Source organism: Pseudomonas sp. M20, assembly GCF_045037865.1.
Classification (GTDB): domain Bacteria; phylum Pseudomonadota; class Gammaproteobacteria; order Pseudomonadales; family Pseudomonadaceae; genus Aquipseudomonas.
Genome location: NZ_CP173611.1, coordinates 3,881,533 through 3,898,190, shown reverse-complemented (window position 1 = coordinate 3,898,190; position 16,658 = coordinate 3,881,533). Strand labels below are relative to the sequence as shown.

Below are 16,658 nucleotides of genomic sequence, written 5' to 3'. Positions count from 1 at the left end.
GGTTGCGTATGAATCGGCCGCTCAAGTTGACGTCGAAGCCGCAATTGGCGCTGCAGTCTTATCTGGATAATCTGCTGCAGGACATTCCTGAGGAACTGCCGCCGGTCATCGAGGCGCAGCCTGAAATTGTGAAAAGCAGCGAGGCGCTGGACGAGTTCCAGGCAGCGGTGCTGGAAGAGCAGGCGCGTGACGCACAGAAAGCGACCAGGCCTGCTGCGCCGGTTGCCGCGCCTGCCGCCGCAGCGGTGACCAAAGCACCGGTTGCATTGATCGAAGAGGCCGAGCCGGTTCGCGCGTCGGTCTCGACACTGGCACCGCTGCTGCAAACCCAACTGCTGAAAACCGCGCCGGAACCGGCCGTGGTCGAACCGGCTCCTGCTCCAGTTGCACCCGCACCCGTCGAGCAAACGCTGGTTCCGCCGCTGGTCGAAGTGCATCTGCCGCCGAACAACACGCCGCCACCGGTGGAAACCGATGGTCGCCCGGCCTGGGCCTCGGAAGCCTTCGAATGCCTGCTGTTCGACGTCGCCGGTCTGACCCTGGCAGTGCCGCTGGTGTGCCTTGGCTCGATCTATTCGCTGGCCGGCCACGAGCTGACGCCGCTGTTCGGTCAGCCGGAATGGTTCCTCGGGATTCTGCCGAGCCAGGCCGGCAACCTGAAAGTGCTGGATACCGCGCGCTGGGTCATGCCGGATCGCTATCGCGATGACTTCCGTCAGGGCTTGCAGTACGTGATTTCGGTACAAGGTTACGAGTGGGGCCTGGCGGTGCATCAGGTCAGTCGCTCGTTGCGTCTGGATCCGAATGAAATCAAATGGAGAAGTCACCGGGGTCAGCGGCCATGGCTCGCCGGCACCGTGATTGAGCACATGTGTGCATTGCTTGACGTTTCCGCACTGGCCGAGTTGATCGCCAGCGGTGGGGCAAAGCACCTGAGCGGCCACAAGCCGCTACATAAACCGACATAGCAGCCGACATAACAATCAGGCGACGGCATTGTTGAATGCCGCCACACAGAACACACACCGCTCAGCGCGGTTTTTTCGAGGGGTCAGGGTATGAGTAGTCAGGCGACGAATGCAAAAGGTTCTGAAGATCCGATCCTGCAATGGGTGACCTTCAAACTGGATAACGAAACCTACGGCATCAACGTGATGCGTGTTCAGGAAGTGCTGCGCTACACCGAGATCGCTCCGGTGCCGGGCGCGCCAAGCTACGTGCTGGGCATCATCAACCTGCGCGGTAACGTGGTCACCGTGATCGACACCCGTCAGCGCTTCGGCCTGAACAGCGGCGAGATCAGCGACAACACCCGTATCGTCATCATCGAAGCCGACAAGCAAGTCGTTGGCATCATGGTCGACAGCGTGGCCGAAGTGGTTTACCTGCGTCAGTCGGAAATCGAGACGGCGCCGAACGTCGGCAACGAAGAGTCGGCCAAGTTCATCCAGGGCGTGTGCAACAAGAACAACGAGTTGCTGATCCTGGTCGAGCTGGACAAGATGATGAGCGAAGAAGAATGGTCGGACCTGGAGAATATCTGATTGATTCTCGAGGTCGCGGTCATTGTCCTGTTCCTCTTCTGGGCAGGCACGCTGGCAATGTTTGTGTCGTACATCAAGGCGCAGCGGGTAATCGCTGCGCAACAGGCTCAGGGCGATGCGCTGCGTGATCAGCGCATCAAGGAACTGGCCAAGCGTGTCGACGATTACCAGAACGGCAACGTGCGCATGGGCGAAGCCCTGCACGAACTGCGCGCGGTAGTCAGTCCGTTGCCGGACAAAATCGTTCAGCTGGAACAGCGCGATCCATCCAGCCTGTCATTCGCCCAGGCGGCGAAACTGGTGGGCATGGGCGCAAGCGTTGATGAACTGACTCAGTCCTGCGGGTTGACCCAGGCTGAGGCAGAGTTGATGCGCAAACTACATAAAAGCAGCTAGGAGCTTCGAGCTTTTAGCGGCAAGCAAGATCAAAAGATCGCAGCCTTCGGCAGCTCCTACAGGGAAACGCATTCCAATGTAGGAGCTGCCGAAGGCTGCGATCTTTTGCTTTTAAGGCTCAGTAATCATCGCCGCGATCGGTGACGTCCTTCTCGACCATCGGCGCATTCGGGTCCTGCCCCTCAGGGAATTTTCCCTTCAGATTCCACGCAAACGCGATGATCTCGGCGATGGTGCGATACAGCTCCTCTGGAATGCTGTCGCCCAATTCCATGCGCGCCAACAAGCGCACCAATTCGGCGTTCTCATAGATCGGCACTTCGCAATCGCGAGCAATGCGCAGGATTTCTTCGGCCAGTTCCTCATCACCTTTGGCGGTGAGGGTCGGGGCGTGGTTGCCGTCGTATTTGAGGGCGATGGCCTGGCGTGGGGCAGTGGAATCGTTCATGCGGTTTCGTCGACCCAGCGGTGCTCAAGACGGGTTTGGTTGCCTTGCGGCGGAGTGCCGAGGTGGCAGTCGATGTCGCCGACGTTGAGCCCGCGATCGAGCAGGCGCTGGCGCAGGGCGAACAGGTTGTTTTCGATCAGGTCAGCGGTGTACGGCCGTTCGGCCCACAGTTGGCTGGAAAGGCTGCCGGCGATCAGTTGCGCCTGAATCTGCATCGGCCCGAGCGGTTCCATGTCGAACGCCAGATCGACGCGCCACAGTTGTTGCTTGGGCTCGCGTTCCTCGCGACGTTCGTTCGGTTGCGGCTCTCGCTCCGGGGCTTCTTCACGCTGGAACTTGACCTGCAGCGGCACGATGTCCTGCAGATTGCGCATGGGGATTTCCAGTTGCCAAGTGCTGAGCAGGCGTCCGTCGTCGGTGACGCCGGTCTGTTCCAGACTCGACAGTTGATGGCTCTGCAGGCGCGAAACCGCAGCGGCGGCGAGGCGCAGCAACTGTTCCAGATCGCCTTCGCCGTCCAGACTTTGCAGCAAGCGGTCGGGCAGCGGGAAGCTGCTCGGCACCGGTTTCGCGCTGACCTGACCGAGCATGCCGAGCGCATTACGCACGAAACTCGGCAGCGCTTGCGCCAGGGTGTTGGCGGCGATGATCGCGTTGAAACTGGTGCTGCTCGGCAGGCCCGGGGTCAGTTGCGCGATCAGCTTCAGCAGGTCGGCCTTCATGTCCGGGGCCAGCGTCGGGTTCTGCCCGGTCAACAGTTTGGCTTCGAGGAACGCGCCGCTGTTGGCCAGCGCCAGTGCCACGCCCTTGGCGGTGCTCAGTTGTTGCACGTCCGGGAGGCTGGCGAGCAGTTTTTCGACCGCCGCACGCAGATCTGCCGAGGTCGAGTCATCGGCTGGCGGCAGATTCTGTAATGCGTTCAACAGACCGCTGAGCGAAGCCTGGCGACTTTGCTGGCCAACCAGTTGCTGACTCACCGCCAGTTGTTCCTGACGACTGCTCATCGGCAGGAATTTCAGGGTTTGTGCATCTTCGACCAACGCCGAAAGCAAGGTGCCGATGCGCAGCGGTTGCGGGCTGTCGATGGTCAGTGTGCTGCCGCTCTGTGCGGTGTTGAGCAAACTGACCAACGAACGGAATACCGCCGCTTGCCCCGGCGTCTGCGGCAGCGCCTGCGACGTCAGCACTTTGCCTTGCAGCAGCGTGCCGACCGGCAATTGCGACGTATCGATGCGGGTGAGGGCGGCGACGCTGCTGGCAATGGCTTGCTGCACGGTAATCGCCAGGTTGCCCGCCGATGGCTGAGTGATCGCCAGGCTGGTGCCTTGCGGCAATGGCAGATTGCTGGTCGCCTGCACGGTGGTCTGGCGTCCGCCGTCGACGGTCACCTTGAGCAATAACTGAAAGGTCTGATCCGCCTGCTTGAGCGACAACACCTCGGCCTTGGCGCTTTGCCCGGCGCCGATCAGGCCTTCGACCGGGGTCAGCAGCTTGAGCAGCTCACCGACCTGCGGGCGAACGGTCGCCGGGGTAGTGGGCGGGAGCGGGAGGATGTTCATTTCGCCTGTCATACGCGGACACAACCTGAGGAAAATGCACTCTTGAGAGTAAGGCACGACATGTATAATGCCGCCCGTCTTGCGCTTCGAATAAAAAACATAGCAATTGTTTGACCCAGCTCTCTAGATCGAGCCGTCAATGCATCTATGCTGCATCTCTTTAACGGCCGCGCCAGAGCCGACTTGAACCGTATAAGGCCCGTGATCCCTTGACCAGTCCTGTCCTGCAAACCGTTGCCCTCGCGTGTGAACGTGATCTGCGGCTGCTCTTCGAAAATCTCGAATTGAGACTCGCCAGTGGCGATATGGTGCAGATCAGCGGACCCAACGGCAGCGGCAAGACCAGCCTTTTGCGCCTGTTGTCCGGGCTGATGCAGCCGACCGCCGGGCAAGTCCTGCTCAATGGCCTGCCGCTGACCGAACAACGCAGCGAACTCGCCCGCAACCTGCTGTGGATCGGCCACGCCGCCGGGATCAAGGATCTGCTGACCCCGGAAGAGAACCTCTCGTGGCTCTGTGCTCTGCATCATCCCGCCGAACGCGAGGCCATCTGGCAAGCGTTGGCAGCTGTAGGATTGCGCGGCTTCGAAGATGTTCCCTGCCACAGCCTGTCCGCCGGTCAGCAACGCCGTGTGGCGCTGGCGCGTTTGTATCTGGACAGCCCGCCGTTGTGGATTCTCGATGAGCCGTTCACCGCGCTGGACAAGCAGGGCGTGGCGCAGCTTGAAGAACATCTGGTCGGGCACTGCGAGCGCGGTGGTCTGGTGGTGTTGACCACGCACCACACGCTGAGCCGGATGCCGGCCGGTTATCGCGACATCGATCTGGGGAACTGGGCAGTATGAGTGTGTTTGGCCTGCTGGTTGCCCGTGAATCCCGACTGCTGTTTCGCCGCCCGGCGGAGCTGGCCAATCCACTGATTTTCTTCGCCATCGTCATCGCATTGTTCCCGTTGGCCGTCGGCCCGGAAACTCAAGTGTTGCAAAACCTGTCCCCCGGGTTAGTCTGGGTGGCGGCGCTGTTGTCGGTCCTGCTCTCGCTGGACGGTCTGTTCCGCAGTGATTTCGAAGACGGATCCCTGGAACAGTGGGTCCTTTCGTCGCACCCGCTGCCACTTCTGGTCTTGGCCAAGGTGCTGGCACACTGGCTGTTCTCCGGTCTGGCACTGGTTCTGCTCTCACCGCTGCTGGCGTTGATGCTGGGTTTGCCTGCGGCTTGCCTGCCGGTTTTGCTGTTTTCGTTGTTGCTGGGAACACCGGTGTTGAGCTTGCTCGGCGCGGTGGGCGCGGCGCTGACGGTCGGTTTGAAACGTGGCGGCCTGTTGCTGGCGCTGCTGATTCTGCCGTTGTACATCCCGGTGTTGATCCTTGGCAGTGGCGCCTTGCAGGCAGCCCTCCAAGGCATGCCGGCGACCGGGTATCTGCTGTGGCTGGGTAGCCTGACCGCCCTGGCGATCACCCTGACACCCTTTGCAATAGCTGCTGGCCTGAAGATCAGCGTCGGCGAATAATAATGAGGTCTGGTTAAAAATTAACCGCTTTTTAATAAAAGCATGACCCTATGCCAGCTCACACCGATGAGCGGCACCCGTGATGGAAACAGTATGAACTGGACCTGGTTTCACAAGCTCGGCTCGCCCAAGTGGTTCTACGGCATCAGCAGCAAGTTCTTGCCATGGCTGAGCATCGCAGCGTTGCTGCTGATTGGCGTCGGCGTCGTTTGGGGCCTGGCCTTCGCGCCGCCGGACTATCAGCAAGGCAACAGCTTTCGCATCATCTATATCCACGTACCCGCCGCGATGCTCGCTCAGTCGATCTACGTGATGCTGGCGGTGTGTGGTGTGGTCGGGCTGGTGTGGAAGATGAAACTGGCCGACGTCGCCCTGCAATGCGCCGCTCCGATCGGCGCGTGGATGACCGCCGTGGCGCTGGTCACCGGGGCGATTTGGGGCAAACCGACGTGGGGCTCGTGGTGGGTCTGGGATGCGCGCCTGACCTCGATGCTGATTCTGCTGTTCCTGTATTTCGGCGTGATCGCGCTGGGCAATGCGATCAGCAACCGCGACAGCGCCGCCAAGGCCTGCGCGGTGCTGGCCATCGTCGGTGTGATCAACATTCCGATCATCAAATACTCGGTGGAGTGGTGGAACACTCTCCACCAGGGCGCGACCTTCACCCTCACCGAAAAACCGGCGATGCCGGCGGAAATGTGGCTGCCGCTGTTGCTGACGGTGCTGGGTTTCTACTGCTTCTTCGGCGCCGTGCTGTTGCTGCGCATGCGTCTTGAAGTGCTCAAGCGTGAAGCCCGCGCCAGTTGGGTGAAAGAAGAAGTGCAGAACAGTCTGGAGGCCGCTCGATGAGTTTTGCTTCATTCGGCGACTTCCTCGCCATGGGCCATCATGGCCTGTATGTCTGGTCGGCCTACGGCATCTGTCTGGCGGTGCTGATCCTCAACGTGGTGGCGCCGATTGCGGCCCGCAAGCGCTATCTGCAACAAGAGGCGCGTCGTCTGCGCCGGGAGAACGGCAAGTGAATCCGCTGCGCAAGAAACGTCTGATCATCATTCTGGCCATTCTGGTCGGGGTCGGCGCTGCCGTCGGCCTGGCCCTCAGCGCCCTGCAGCAGAACATCAATCTGTTTTACACGCCGACCCAGATCGCCAATGGCGAAGCCCCGCAAGACACCCGCATCCGCGCCGGCGGCATGGTTGAGGCCGGTTCGCTGCAGCGCTCGAAGGATTCGCTGGACGTCAAATTCGTCGTCACCGACTTCAATAAATCCGTGACCATCGCCTATCGCGGCATCCTCCCGGATCTGTTCCGCGAAGGGCAGGGCATCGTTGCCCTCGGCAAGCTCAACGCCGACGGTGTGGTGGTGGCCGATGAAGTGCTGGCCAAGCACGACGAGAAGTACATGCCGCCGGAAGTGACCAAAGCCTTGAAAGACAGTGGTCAATCCGCACCAACACCTGCGAAGGAGGGTTGATCGATGACCTCGGCGATTTTTATTCCTGAGCTCGGCCATCTGGCGATGATTCTGGCGCTGTGTTTCGCGCTGGTGCAGGCCGTGGTGCCATTGGTGGGTGCCTGGCGCGGTGACCGTTTCTGGATGAGTCTGGCCCAGCCAGCGGCGTGGGGCCAATTCGCTTTTCTGCTGTTCGCGTTCGGCATTTTGACCTACGCGTTCATGACCGATGACTTCTCCGTCGCGTATGTGGCGAACAACTCCAACACCGCTTTGCCGTGGTATTACAAATTCAGCGCGGTGTGGGGCGCCCACGAAGGGTCGTTGCTGCTGTGGGCCCTGATCCTCGGCGGCTGGACCTTCGCGGTGTCGGTGTTCTCGCGGCAGTTGCCGCAAGTGATGCTCGCCCGCGTTCTGGCGGTGATGGGCATGATCAGCACCGGTTTCCTGCTGTTCCTGATCCTCACGTCCAACCCGTTCAAACGTATCCTGCCGCAAATGCCGAGCAATGGCGCTGACCTCAATCCCCTGTTGCAAGACATTGGCCTGATCGTTCACCCGCCGATGTTGTACATGGGGTACGTCGGCTTTTCGGTGGCGTTCGCCTTCGCCATTGCGGCGTTGATGGGCGGTCGACTGGATGCCGCGTGGGCACGCTGGTCGCGTCCTTGGACCATCGTCGCCTGGGCCTTCCTCGGCATCGGCATCACCCTCGGTTCGTGGTGGGCGTACTACGAACTCGGCTGGGGCGGCTGGTGGTTCTGGGACCCGGTGGAAAATGCTTCCTTCATGCCTTGGCTGGTCGGCACCGCGCTGATCCACTCGCTGGCGGTCACCGAAAAACGTGGCGTGTTCAAAAGCTGGACGGTATTGCTGGCGATTGCCGCGTTCTCACTGAGCCTGCTTGGGACGTTCCTCGTACGTTCCGGCGTGCTGACTTCGGTGCACGCATTTGCCTCCGATCCTGAGCGCGGCGTGTTCATCCTGATCTTCCTGTTGTTCGTGGTTGGCGGCTCGCTGACGCTGTTCGCCCTGCGTGCGCCAGTGGTGAAAAGTCAGGTCGGCTTCAACCTGTGGTCGCGGGAAACCCTGCTGCTGGGCAACAACCTGGTGCTTGTCGTGGCCGCGTCGATGATTCTGCTCGGCACGCTGTACCCGCTGATTCTCGATGCCCTCAGCGGCGCGAAGATGTCGGTGGGCCCGCCGTACTTCAATGCGCTGTTCATTCCGTTGATGGCGTTGCTGATGATGGTCATGGCGGTCGGCGTTATCGTGCGCTGGAAAGACACCCCGGTGAAATGGCTGGCCAGCATGCTGACGCCAGTGCTGCTCGGCAGCGTCGCGCTGGCGGTGGTGGCCGGTGTCGCTTACGGCGATTTCAACTGGGCGGTGATCGCGACTTTCCTGCTCGCGGCGTGGGTGTTGCTCGCCGGTGTCCGTGACATCTTCGACAAGACTCGCCACAGAGGCCTGATCAAAGGCTTGCCAACGCTGACCCGCAGTTATTGGGGCATGCAGATCGCTCACCTCGGCATCGCGGTGTGCGCGCTGGGCGTAGTGTTGTCGAGTCAAAACAGTGCCGAGCGCGACCTGCGTCTGGCGCCGGGCGAATCGATGGACCTGGCCGGTTATCACTTCATTTTCGAAGGCGCCAAGCACTTTGAAGGGCCGAACTTCACCTCCGACAAGGGCACCATTCGGGTGATCCGCGACGGCAAGGAAATCAGCGTGCTGCACCCGGAAAAGCGCCTGTACACCGTGCAGAGTTCGATGATGACCGAAGCCGGCATCGATGCCGGTTTCACCCGTGACCTTTACGTCGCCCTCGGCGAACCGCTGGACAACGGCGCCTGGGCTGTACGCGTACACGTCAAACCGTTCGTGCGCTGGATCTGGTTCGGCGGGCTGCTGACTGGTTTCGGTGGGTTGCTGGCGGCGCTGGATCGACGTTATCGGGTCAAGGTGAAAGCCAAGGTGCGTGAAGCGCTGGGCATGACGGGAGCGGCAGCATGAGACGTTGGTTGATGCTGGTACCACTGGCGATTTTCCTGCTGGTGGCGGTGTTTCTTTATCGCGGTTTGTACCTCGATCCGGCGGAGCTGCCGTCGGCGATGATCAACAAGCCGTTCCCGGAGTTTTCCCTGCCAAATGTGCAGGGCGACAAGAGCCTGACCAAGGCTGACATTCTCGGCAAACCGGCACTGGTCAATGTCTGGGGCACCTGGTGCATTTCCTGCCGGGTCGAGCATCCGGTGCTGAACAAACTCGCCGAGCGCGGTGTGGTGATCTACGGCATCAACTACAAGGACACCAACGCCGATGCCTTGAAATGGCTGGCCGAATTCCACAATCCGTATGCGCTGGATATTCGTGACGACGAAGGCTCGCTGGGCCTGAACCTAGGGGTTTACGGCGCGCCGGAAACCTTCTTCATCGACGCCAAGGGCATCATCCGCGACAAGTACGTCGGCGTGATCGACGAGCAGGTCTGGCGTGAAAAACTCGCGGCCAAGTATCAGGCACTGGTCGATGAGGCCAAGCCATGAAGCGTTTTTTAGCGGCGCTGGTATTGGGTTTGAGTCTGGCCGGTGTCGCCCATGCCGCCATCGATACGTATGAGTTCGCCAAAGAAGGCGACCGCGAGCGTTTCCGCGAACTGACCAAGGAACTGCGCTGCCCCAAGTGCCAGAACCAGGACATCGCCGACTCCAACGCGCCGATTGCCGCTGACTTGCGCAAAGAGATTTTCCGCATGCTCGGCGAGGGCAAGGACAACCAGCAGATCATCGACTTCATGGTCGATCGCTACGGTGATTTCGTCCGCTACAAACCGGCACTCAATGCCAAAACCGCACTGCTGTGGTTCGGCCCGGCCGGTCTGCTGCTCGGTGGTTTGGTGGTGATCGCGGTGATCGTCCGCCGTCGTCGCGGCCAGCGTGCCGAGACACCGCAAGCGCTGTCCAGCGAAGAGCGTCAGCGCCTCGACCAACTGTTGGATAAAAACCAAGAATGATTGATTTCTGGCTTGCCGCAGGGCTGTTGCTTCTGGTCGCCCTGAGTTTTCTGCTGATCCCGGTGCTGCGTGAACGTCGCGCCCAGCGTGAAGAGGATCGTACTGCCTTGAACGTCGCGCTGTATCAGGAGCGTGTCGCCGAGTTGCAAGCGCAACAGGCTGAAGGCGTGCTCGACGCTGCGCAAATGGACAGTGGTCGTGCCGAGGCTGCACGTGAGTTGCTGGCAGATACCGAAGGCGTCAGCGCGCCACGGGTTTCCCGACTGGGTAAACCGTTGCCGTTGTTGGCGGCTGTGCTGGTGCCGGTGTTGGGCCTGGGGCTGTATCTGCATTTTGGCGCTGCCGACAAAGTCGAACTGACCCGCGAATTCGCCCAGGCGCCGCAGTCGATGGAAGAGATGACCCAGCGTCTGGAGCGTGCTGTTGCAGCGCAACCGGATTCTGCAGAAGGTCTGTATTTCCTTGGCCGCACCTACATGGCGCAAGAGCGCCCGGCGGACGCAGCAAAGATGTTCGAACGCGCCGCCAATCTGGCGGGTCGTCAGCCGGAGCTGCTCGGCCAGTGGGCGCAGGCGCAGTATTTTGCTGACGGCAAGAAGTGGTCTACGAAAATTCAGGCCCTGACCGACGAAGCGCTGAAGGCTGATCCGAAAGAAGTCACCAGCCTTGGTTTGCTCGGTATCGCTGCGTTTGAAGGCGAGCGTTATCAGGAGGCTATCGATTATTGGAACCGCTTGCTCGCGCAATTGCCGCCGGAGGACAGCTCCCGCGCTGCGCTGCAAGGCGGGATCAAACGCGCCGCCGAGCGTCTGGAAGCCAGTGGCGGCAAAGTCGCTCAGGCACCGGTAGCCGCGAAAGCCGCGCTGTTGAAAGTCAGCGTCGATCTGGCCAGCCAACTCAGAAGCAAAGTGAAACCGGGCGACAGCGTGTTCATCTTCGCTCGCGCCACCTCTGGCCCACCAGCACCGCTGGCGGCCAAACGCCTGACCGTGGCCGATCTGCCGGTGACCGTCGAACTGGGCGATGCTGACGCAATGATGCCGCAGTTGAAACTGTCGAACTTCCCTGAAGTCCAACTGGTTGCGCGCATCTCACGGGCTGGTCAACCGACCGCCGGTGAGTGGGTCGGTCGCAGCGGCCCTCTGGCCAGCAGCACCACTGCGCTACAAAAACTGACCATCGACAGCCCGGACCAATAGCCGGACACAACAGGAAAGCACCGCCATGCACACCATCGCCCGAATCACAGTCCTCACACTGGCCCTGGGCTTGAGTGCATGTGCGGTGCAACGACCGGAACCGACCACCAACCTGCCGCCAATCCCACCGTCGCAGCCAAGCCCGACCCCGTCGACCTCGCCGACCCCAGGCAAAAGCATCCCGGCGAAACCAACCAAACCAGTGCCGCGCACCTCAGCCAGCTTCGCCCCACCACCGGGCGGCAACAGCCATTGGGATCAGAAACTCGGCGTCTACGTCCTCGACGACCAGACCAACACCTTCTACCGCCAGCGCACCTACTACCGCTGGAACAACGGCTGGAGCCGCTCGGTCAGCCCCAACGGCCCGTGGGAAGACACCAACATCCACGGCGTGCCGCCGGGGCTGGGCAAACAGTTCGGGCAGTGAATGCAAACGGCGATCTTCGGATCGCCGTTTTGCTGTGTGCCTGTTGGGTTCGCACGGAAATTGCTCAAGGAAGTGCTGCGCAAAGCTCAGGGTCTAGCGTTTCAATCACACTCTGTAAAACAACCGGGCGTCGCTTCCAGGATTTCTGTGCTTGAGTAAAGATAACTCTAGGGTTACTTTTAAAAGGCCAGGGCAAGGAGGCGGTTGGTGCAAAGCAGGCTATTGATCAAGGAGTTGGAGGAGGCAGGCTGGACGCTGGATCGGGTCACTGGCAGTCATCACATCTTCAGGCACCGATACAACCCGTACACGATTCCCGTTCCTCACCCGAAAAAGGATTTGCCACTGGGGACGGTCAAAAGCATCAGGAGGCGTGCCGGGTTGTACAACCCGCCAGCCAGTTACCAAGGAGATCCGTAATGCAATATCCAATCTGCATCGAATGGGGTGATGAAAATACCGCCATCGGTATTCAGATCCCTGATATTCCCGGCGCAGTAACGGCAGGGGATAGCTTTGAAGATGCCTACAAGGCTGCGGTTGAAGTCGCCCACATCATGCTGCAGGAGATTGCGGCGGACGGGGAGTCGATTCCTATGCCGACTTCGGCATCCGCTCATCGCAGTAATCCCGAATTTGCCGATATGGGCTGGGGCATGCTTGAGCTGGACATTTCGCCCTATCTCGGCAAGACCGAGAAGGTCAACGTAACGCTGCCCGGTTACGTGATTCAGCGCATCGATCGTTATGTGCGCGAGCACAACGTCAAAAGCCGCTCCTCCTTTCTGGCGGATGCGGCGATGGAAAAGCTGGTTCGATATTAAGTCTCATCGCTCCCCCAGGCTCAATGAATAACCTGTGGGAGCGAGCCTGCTCGCGAAGCTTTTGCGGCCTTACGCCGTTGCCAATGAACTGCGCTGCGAAGCACTCAAAAACCGCAACAACGCCAGCAGCGGAAACAAACTGCCCACAATCACGATCCACAACCAGCCGCCATGCTCATACACCGCACTGGCCACCGATGAGCCGAAGGCGCCGCCGATGAAGATGCTGGTCATGTACAGCGCGTTCAAACGGCCACGGCTTTTCGCGTCCAGCGAGTAGACGGCGCGCTGACCGAGGACCATGTTCATCTGCACGCAGAAATCGAGCACCACGCCGGTCACGGCCAGGCCGATGACGCTGTAAGCCGGGTGAATGAAGGCGGGCAGGAAGCTCAGGCTGGCGAACAGCATGGCCAGCAGCGAAGCGATGCGAGTGTGGCCGGCGTCGGCCAGGCGTCCGCTGATCGGTGCGGCGATGGCACCGATGGCGCCGACCAGGGCGAAGATGGCGATTTCGCTTTGTGACAGGCCATGGTTGCGTGCCAGTTCCAACGGCACGGCAGTCCAGAACAGGCTGAACGTGGCGAACATGCAGCCTTGGTAAAACGCCCGTTGGCGCAGTACCGGTTGCTGGCGCAGCAACGTCCACAGCGAACCGATCAACTGACCATACGTGGCGCTGTGATCCGGCTTGCGCTTGGGCACGGTCAACGCGAGCACCACGCTGATCGCCGCCATCAGTGCGGCGGCAATCATGAACATCGCCCGCCAGCCCAAGTGGTCGGCAACCACGCTAGAAACCGGCCGCGCCAACAAAATGCCCAGCAGCAAGCCGCCCATGATCCCGCCAACCACCCGGCCACGGGATTCTTCCGGTGCCAGATGCGCCGCCAGTGGAATCAGGATCTGTACCGACACCGAGCTAAAACCGACCAACAACGAGATCAGCAGAAACACATTCGGCTGATCGGTAAACGCCGCCGCCAACAGGCTGGCAATCGCCACCACCGTGGTGATGATCATCAACCGGCGGTTCTCCAGCAGGTCACCCAGCGGCACCAGGAAAAACAGGCCCAGCGCATAACCGATCTGCGTCAGCGAGACGATGAAGCTGGCCATCGTGTCGGAGAGGCCGATGTCCGGCGCGATCAGGCCGATGATCGGCTGCGCGTAGTAAATGTTGGCAACGATGGCGCCGCAGCAGAAGGCGAACAGCAGCACCATGCCTCGGGTCATTGCGTGAGTGGTGGTGGTCATAAGGTTTCTCGATCCAGCGAAAGGGAATGCGGTGAGGCTATGGGACAAACCCGATGGGCAGAAGGCGCCTTCGGTCGATATCAGTTATTCCGTTGCGGAATGACCGTGGCTGTCGCATGTCATCCATCGGCGAACCTTGCGTCCGACCGTCTGGGGGCGATGATACATTCACTTACATCCTGTTCGATAGCGTGCTTATGTTTGCATTGGCTTGTACAACATTGATGACCGGAGGATTGCAATGAAGCTTCGTCTTATCGCAACGATTGTCCTGACTAGCTTGCTAGGCGCGACGAGCGGGCAGGCCGCCGACGCACCGGGGATGCGCATGGGTGTGCGCGGCGAGATCACCGGGGTCAGTCCCGACAGCTTGAAAGTCCACGTCAACAGCGGTGAGAGCGTGGTGATTCAGTTAACCGGTGACACTAAGGTTCGCGCCGTCACCCTGGCCAATATCGAAGACATCAAACCCGGCAGCTACATCGGTTCGGCGGCGATACCGCAGGAGGATGGCACGCTCAAGGCGCTGGAGGTGCATGTGTTCCCGCCGGAACTGGCGGGTAGCGGCGACGGGCATCGGCCGTTCGATCTGGCCAAGGGCAGCAGCATGACCAATGGCAGCGTCGGCGATCTGGTGGTGAGCAACGGGCGGGTGTTGACGGTGAACTACAAGGGTGGGCAGCAGAAGATTCTGGTGCCCGAGGATGTGCCGATTGTGAATTTGGTGCCGGGGGATCGGAGCTTGCTGAAGGTTGGGGTGAAGATCGTTACGTTCGTCACGCAGAGTGCGGATGGCACGCTGACGGCGCAATCGATTTCTGCGGGGAAGGATGGCGTCACCCCACCGATGTAAAAGCCCCTCACCCTAACCCTCTCCTAGAGGGAGAGGGGACTGACCGAGGTGTCTGGCGCTATACATCGACCTGAAAGACTTGCAGCGATTATGGATTCACAGCAGCACTTTCAGGTCGGCAAATCTTTTGAGCATCCCACGGTCGGCCCCCTCTCCCTCTGGGAGAGGGCTGGGGTGAGGGTAAAGCGGCCACAAAAAAGGCGACCACTGTGGATCGCCTTTTTCACGCCAGCTTAAACCTTACTGCCCGCTATAAATCTGATCGAAAACCCCACCATCATTGAAGTGAGTCTTCTGCACCGTACGCCAGTCACCAAAGGTCTTCTCAACCGAAAGGAAATCAACTTTCGGGAAGCGATCGGTGTACTTCGCCAGCACCGCCGGATCACGCGGACGCAGGTAGTTTGCCGCGGCAATCTCCTGACCTTCCGGCGACCACAGGTACTTCAGATATTCATCCGCCGCCGCACGCGAGCCTTTCTTGTCGACCACTTTATCGACCACAGAAACCGGCGGCTCAGCCTCAGCCGAAACACTCGGGTAGATCACTTCAAACTGATCGCGACCAAACTCGCGGGCGATCATTTCCGCCTCGTTTTCGAAGGTCACCAGCACGTCGCCGATCTGGTTGGTCATGAACGTGGTGGTCGCTGCACGGCCACCGGTATCGAGTACCGGCGCTTGCTTAAACAGTTTGCCGACGAAATCTTTGGCCTTGTTCTCGTCACCACCGTTCTTCAGCACGTAACCCCAGGCCGACAGGTAGGTGTAGCGGCCGTTGCCCGAAGTTTTCGGGTTCGGCACGATCACTTGTACGCCATCCTTGAGCAGATCCGGCCAGTCTTTCAGGGCTTTCGGGTTGCCTTTACGGACGATGAACACAGTGGCTGAAGTAAACGGCGCGCTGTTGTTCGGCAGTCGGGTGACCCAGTTCTCCGGCACCAGTTTGCCGTTGTCGGCGAGGGCGTTGATGTCGGTGGCCATGTTCATGGTGATGACGTCAGCCGGCAGGCCATCGATCACCGAGCGCGCTTGCTTGCTCGAACCGCCGAAGGACATCTGTACGGTAATGTTTTCGTTGTGCTCGGCTTGCCAGTGTTTCTGGAACGCAGTGTTGTAGTCCTTGTAGAAATCGCGCATCACGTCGTAGGAAACGTTGAGCAGCGTCGGGGCTGCCTGAGCGATGTTGGTCAAGGCCAAGCCGGCGGCGAGAAGTGAGGCGCCAAAGAGTTTTTTCACTGCGCATTCCTTGTTTTATCGGTGTAGAAGCAGGGAGTGATGTTCAATTGCCACTGACTATAACGGGGCGCGCATAGTCGTTTAAAGATTAAAAAGCTCTGTGCTTATTCCAGTTTCTTGAACAACGCATTGCCACATCGCGAGCAGAACGCCGCGCCGTGTTCATGGCTGTTTTTCTTACACACCGGGCAGTCGTGTTGCAGCTGTTCGCCGCGCATGGCGTTGGCCAGTTCGGCGGTGAAAATCCCCGTCGGCACGGCGATGATCGAATAACCGGTGATCATCACCAGCGACGAAATCACCTGGCCCAGCGGCGTCTTCGGCACGATGTCGCCGAAGCCCACGGTGGTCAACGTGACGATGGCCCAATAGATGCCTTTGGGAATGCTGGTGAAGCCATGTTCCGGGCCTTCGATCACGTACATCAAGGTGCCGAACACCGTCACCAGGGTGCAGACGCTGACCAGAAACACGACGATCTTCTGCTTGCTGCCACGCAGCGCCGACATCAGATAATTGGCTTGCTTGAGGTACGGGCTGAGCTTGAGCACCCGGAAGATCCGCAACATGCGGATGATCCGGATAATCAGCAGGTACTGCGCATCGCTGTAATACAGGGCGAGGATGCCGGGCACGATCGCCAGCAAATCCACTAGCCCGTAAAAGCTGAAGGCATAACGTAACGGCTTCGGTGAGCAGTACAGACGCAGGATGTACTCGCCGAGAAAGATGATCGTGAAGCCCCACTCGATGTAGGCCAGCACGTTCGCGTAGTTCTGGTGAATGCTGTCGATACTGTCGAGCATCACGATCACCAGACTGGCGAGGATGATCAACAGCAGGATGCCGTCGAAGCGACGCCCGGCGAGGGTGTCGCTCTGGAAAATCATCACGTAAAGCCGTTCGCGCCAACTGTTGCTGCTGTCCATGGAT

At 60.0% G+C, this 16,658-nt stretch carries 21 protein-coding genes; 16 read left to right on the top strand and 5 right to left on the bottom strand.

Annotated features, from left to right (window positions below):
- Window positions 1–8 precede the first annotated feature (8 nt).
- From ACI514_RS17260 to ACI514_RS17250, 3 genes are all read left to right on the top strand, one after another.
- Window positions 9–968 carry a CheW domain-containing protein gene (locus tag ACI514_RS17260; protein WP_405122081.1) on the top strand — a complete coding sequence of 320 codons (960 nt, stop codon included), beginning with the start codon at window positions 9–11 and terminating at the stop codon, window positions 966–968.
- Between the two features lie 90 nt (window positions 969–1,058).
- The gene (locus ACI514_RS17255) at window positions 1,059–1,544 is read left to right on the top strand and encodes a chemotaxis protein CheW (protein WP_007919980.1); all 486 of its coding nucleotides are present in this window, start codon (window positions 1,059–1,061) and stop codon (window positions 1,542–1,544) included.
- Complete coding sequence (locus ACI514_RS17250; RefSeq protein ID WP_405122080.1) at window positions 1,545–1,940, top strand: DUF2802 domain-containing protein; 396 nt, start codon at window positions 1,545–1,547, stop codon at window positions 1,938–1,940.
- A gap of 118 nt (window positions 1,941–2,058) precedes the next feature.
- On the opposite strand, the gene ACI514_RS17245 is transcribed toward ACI514_RS17250, so the two are convergent.
- Both ACI514_RS17245 and ACI514_RS17240 read right to left on the bottom strand, forming a co-directional pair.
- Window positions 2,059–2,388, bottom strand: a complete 330-nt coding sequence (locus tag ACI514_RS17245) for an EscU/YscU/HrcU family type III secretion system export apparatus switch protein (protein WP_123452755.1) — start codon at window positions 2,386–2,388, stop codon at window positions 2,059–2,061.
- A complete protein-coding gene (locus ACI514_RS17240) occupies window positions 2,385–3,959 on the bottom strand; it encodes a flagellar hook-length control protein FliK (protein ID WP_405122079.1) in 1,575 nt (524 codons plus the stop codon). The genes ACI514_RS17245 and ACI514_RS17240 overlap by 4 nt, the downstream gene beginning before the upstream one ends.
- Window positions 3,960–4,156: 197 nt before the next feature.
- Here ACI514_RS17240 and ccmA point away from each other — a divergent pair, with 197 nt between their 5' ends.
- The 12 genes from ccmA (at window position 4,157) to ACI514_RS17180 (ending at window position 12,376) form a co-directional block, all read left to right on the top strand.
- A complete protein-coding gene (ccmA, locus tag ACI514_RS17235) occupies window positions 4,157–4,792 on the top strand; it encodes a cytochrome c biogenesis heme-transporting ATPase CcmA (protein ID WP_405122078.1) in 636 nt (211 codons plus the stop codon).
- Window positions 4,789–5,457 carry a heme exporter protein CcmB gene (ccmB, locus tag ACI514_RS17230; protein WP_008083427.1) on the top strand — a complete coding sequence of 223 codons (669 nt, stop codon included), beginning with the start codon at window positions 4,789–4,791 and terminating at the stop codon, window positions 5,455–5,457. Before ccmA ends, ccmB begins: the two co-directional genes overlap by 4 nt.
- 93 nt (window positions 5,458–5,550) lie before the next feature.
- Entirely contained in the window at window positions 5,551–6,306 is a 756-nt protein-coding gene (locus tag ACI514_RS17225) for a heme ABC transporter permease (protein ID WP_123465803.1), read from the top strand.
- Window positions 6,303–6,479 carry a heme exporter protein CcmD gene (ccmD, locus tag ACI514_RS17220; protein ID WP_003222944.1) on the top strand — a complete coding sequence of 59 codons (177 nt, stop codon included), beginning with the start codon at window positions 6,303–6,305 and terminating at the stop codon, window positions 6,477–6,479. Before ACI514_RS17225 ends, ccmD begins: the two co-directional genes overlap by 4 nt.
- Window positions 6,476–6,931, top strand: a complete 456-nt coding sequence (ccmE, locus tag ACI514_RS17215) for a cytochrome c maturation protein CcmE (RefSeq protein ID WP_007919964.1) — start codon at window positions 6,476–6,478, stop codon at window positions 6,929–6,931. The genes ccmD and ccmE overlap by 4 nt, the downstream gene beginning before the upstream one ends.
- A gap of 3 nt (window positions 6,932–6,934) precedes the next feature.
- Window positions 6,935–8,923 carry a heme lyase CcmF/NrfE family subunit gene (locus ACI514_RS17210; RefSeq protein WP_405122077.1) on the top strand — a complete coding sequence of 663 codons (1,989 nt, stop codon included), beginning with the start codon at window positions 6,935–6,937 and terminating at the stop codon, window positions 8,921–8,923.
- The gene (locus ACI514_RS17205) at window positions 8,920–9,456 is read left to right on the top strand and encodes a DsbE family thiol:disulfide interchange protein (protein WP_007919961.1); all 537 of its coding nucleotides are present in this window, start codon (window positions 8,920–8,922) and stop codon (window positions 9,454–9,456) included. Before ACI514_RS17210 ends, ACI514_RS17205 begins: the two co-directional genes overlap by 4 nt.
- Window positions 9,453–9,923: a cytochrome c-type biogenesis protein gene (locus ACI514_RS17200; protein ID WP_122855443.1), complete on the top strand. Its 471-nt coding sequence runs from the start codon at window positions 9,453–9,455 to the stop codon at window positions 9,921–9,923. The genes ACI514_RS17205 and ACI514_RS17200 overlap by 4 nt, the downstream gene beginning before the upstream one ends.
- Window positions 9,920–11,122, top strand: coding sequence for a c-type cytochrome biogenesis protein CcmI (gene ccmI, locus ACI514_RS17195; RefSeq protein WP_405122076.1), 1,203 nt, complete (start codon window positions 9,920–9,922; stop codon window positions 11,120–11,122). The genes ACI514_RS17200 and ccmI overlap by 4 nt, the downstream gene beginning before the upstream one ends.
- Before the next feature lie 25 nt (window positions 11,123–11,147).
- Window positions 11,148–11,552: a hypothetical protein gene (locus ACI514_RS17190; RefSeq protein WP_123452769.1), complete on the top strand. Its 405-nt coding sequence runs from the start codon at window positions 11,148–11,150 to the stop codon at window positions 11,550–11,552.
- 207 nt (window positions 11,553–11,759) lie between these two features.
- A complete protein-coding gene (locus ACI514_RS17185) occupies window positions 11,760–11,972 on the top strand; it encodes a type II toxin-antitoxin system HicA family toxin (RefSeq protein ID WP_160056844.1) in 213 nt (70 codons plus the stop codon).
- On the top strand, window positions 11,972–12,376 hold the full coding sequence (locus tag ACI514_RS17180; RefSeq protein WP_123374656.1) for a type II toxin-antitoxin system HicB family antitoxin: 405 nt from the start codon (window positions 11,972–11,974) through the stop codon (window positions 12,374–12,376). Before ACI514_RS17185 ends, ACI514_RS17180 begins: the two co-directional genes overlap by 1 nt.
- A gap of 69 nt (window positions 12,377–12,445) precedes the next feature.
- On the opposite strand, the gene ACI514_RS17175 is transcribed toward ACI514_RS17180, so the two are convergent.
- Window positions 12,446–13,633 (bottom strand): MFS transporter, encoded by a 1,188-nt coding sequence (locus tag ACI514_RS17175; RefSeq protein WP_160038809.1) that lies wholly within the window; start codon window positions 13,631–13,633, stop codon window positions 12,446–12,448.
- 241 nt (window positions 13,634–13,874) lie between these two features.
- Between ACI514_RS17175 and ACI514_RS17170 the strand changes: the two genes are divergently transcribed.
- Window positions 13,875–14,486 (top strand): DUF5666 domain-containing protein, encoded by a 612-nt coding sequence (locus tag ACI514_RS17170; RefSeq protein ID WP_160056848.1) that lies wholly within the window; start codon window positions 13,875–13,877, stop codon window positions 14,484–14,486.
- A 240-nt stretch (window positions 14,487–14,726) separates the two neighbouring features.
- On the opposite strand, the gene ACI514_RS17165 is transcribed toward ACI514_RS17170, so the two are convergent.
- On the bottom strand, window positions 14,727–15,725 hold the full coding sequence (locus tag ACI514_RS17165) for a sulfate ABC transporter substrate-binding protein (protein WP_160056850.1): 999 nt from the start codon (window positions 15,723–15,725) through the stop codon (window positions 14,727–14,729).
- 104 nt (window positions 15,726–15,829) lie between these two features.
- A complete protein-coding gene (locus ACI514_RS17160) occupies window positions 15,830–16,654 on the bottom strand; it encodes an ion transporter (RefSeq protein WP_160056852.1) in 825 nt (274 codons plus the stop codon).
- Window positions 16,655–16,658 lie beyond the last annotated feature (4 nt).

Bases quoted from the DNA above. Each gene is read 5' to 3' on its own strand.
- ACI514_RS17260 (WP_405122081.1), top strand. From the start codon at position 9: ATGAATCGGCCGCTCAAGTTGACGTCGAAGCCGCAATTGGCGCTGCAG.
- ACI514_RS17255 (WP_007919980.1), top strand. From the start codon at position 1,059: ATGAGTAGTCAGGCGACGAATGCAAAAGGTTCTGAAGATCCGATCCTG.
- ACI514_RS17245 (WP_123452755.1), bottom strand. From the start codon at position 2,388: ATGAACGATTCCACTGCCCCACGCCAGGCCATCGCCCTCAAATACGAC.
- ACI514_RS17240 (WP_405122079.1), bottom strand. From the start codon at position 3,959: ATGACAGGCGAAATGAACATCCTCCCGCTCCCGCCCACTACCCCGGCG.
- ccmB (WP_008083427.1), top strand. From the start codon at position 4,789: ATGAGTGTGTTTGGCCTGCTGGTTGCCCGTGAATCCCGACTGCTGTTT.
- ACI514_RS17225 (WP_123465803.1), top strand. From the start codon at position 5,551: ATGAACTGGACCTGGTTTCACAAGCTCGGCTCGCCCAAGTGGTTCTAC.
- ccmD (WP_003222944.1), top strand. From the start codon at position 6,303: ATGAGTTTTGCTTCATTCGGCGACTTCCTCGCCATGGGCCATCATGGC.
- ACI514_RS17210 (WP_405122077.1), top strand. From the start codon at position 6,935: ATGACCTCGGCGATTTTTATTCCTGAGCTCGGCCATCTGGCGATGATT.
- ACI514_RS17205 (WP_007919961.1), top strand. From the start codon at position 8,920: ATGAGACGTTGGTTGATGCTGGTACCACTGGCGATTTTCCTGCTGGTG.
- ACI514_RS17200 (WP_122855443.1), top strand. From the start codon at position 9,453: ATGAAGCGTTTTTTAGCGGCGCTGGTATTGGGTTTGAGTCTGGCCGGT.
- ccmI (WP_405122076.1), top strand. From the start codon at position 9,920: ATGATTGATTTCTGGCTTGCCGCAGGGCTGTTGCTTCTGGTCGCCCTG.
- ACI514_RS17190 (WP_123452769.1), top strand. From the start codon at position 11,148: ATGCACACCATCGCCCGAATCACAGTCCTCACACTGGCCCTGGGCTTG.
- ACI514_RS17180 (WP_123374656.1), top strand. From the start codon at position 11,972: ATGCAATATCCAATCTGCATCGAATGGGGTGATGAAAATACCGCCATC.
- ACI514_RS17175 (WP_160038809.1), bottom strand. From the start codon at position 13,633: ATGACCACCACCACTCACGCAATGACCCGAGGCATGGTGCTGCTGTTC.
- ACI514_RS17170 (WP_160056848.1), top strand. From the start codon at position 13,875: ATGAAGCTTCGTCTTATCGCAACGATTGTCCTGACTAGCTTGCTAGGC.
- ACI514_RS17160 (WP_160056852.1), bottom strand. From the start codon at position 16,654: ATGGACAGCAGCAACAGTTGGCGCGAACGGCTTTACGTGATGATTTTC.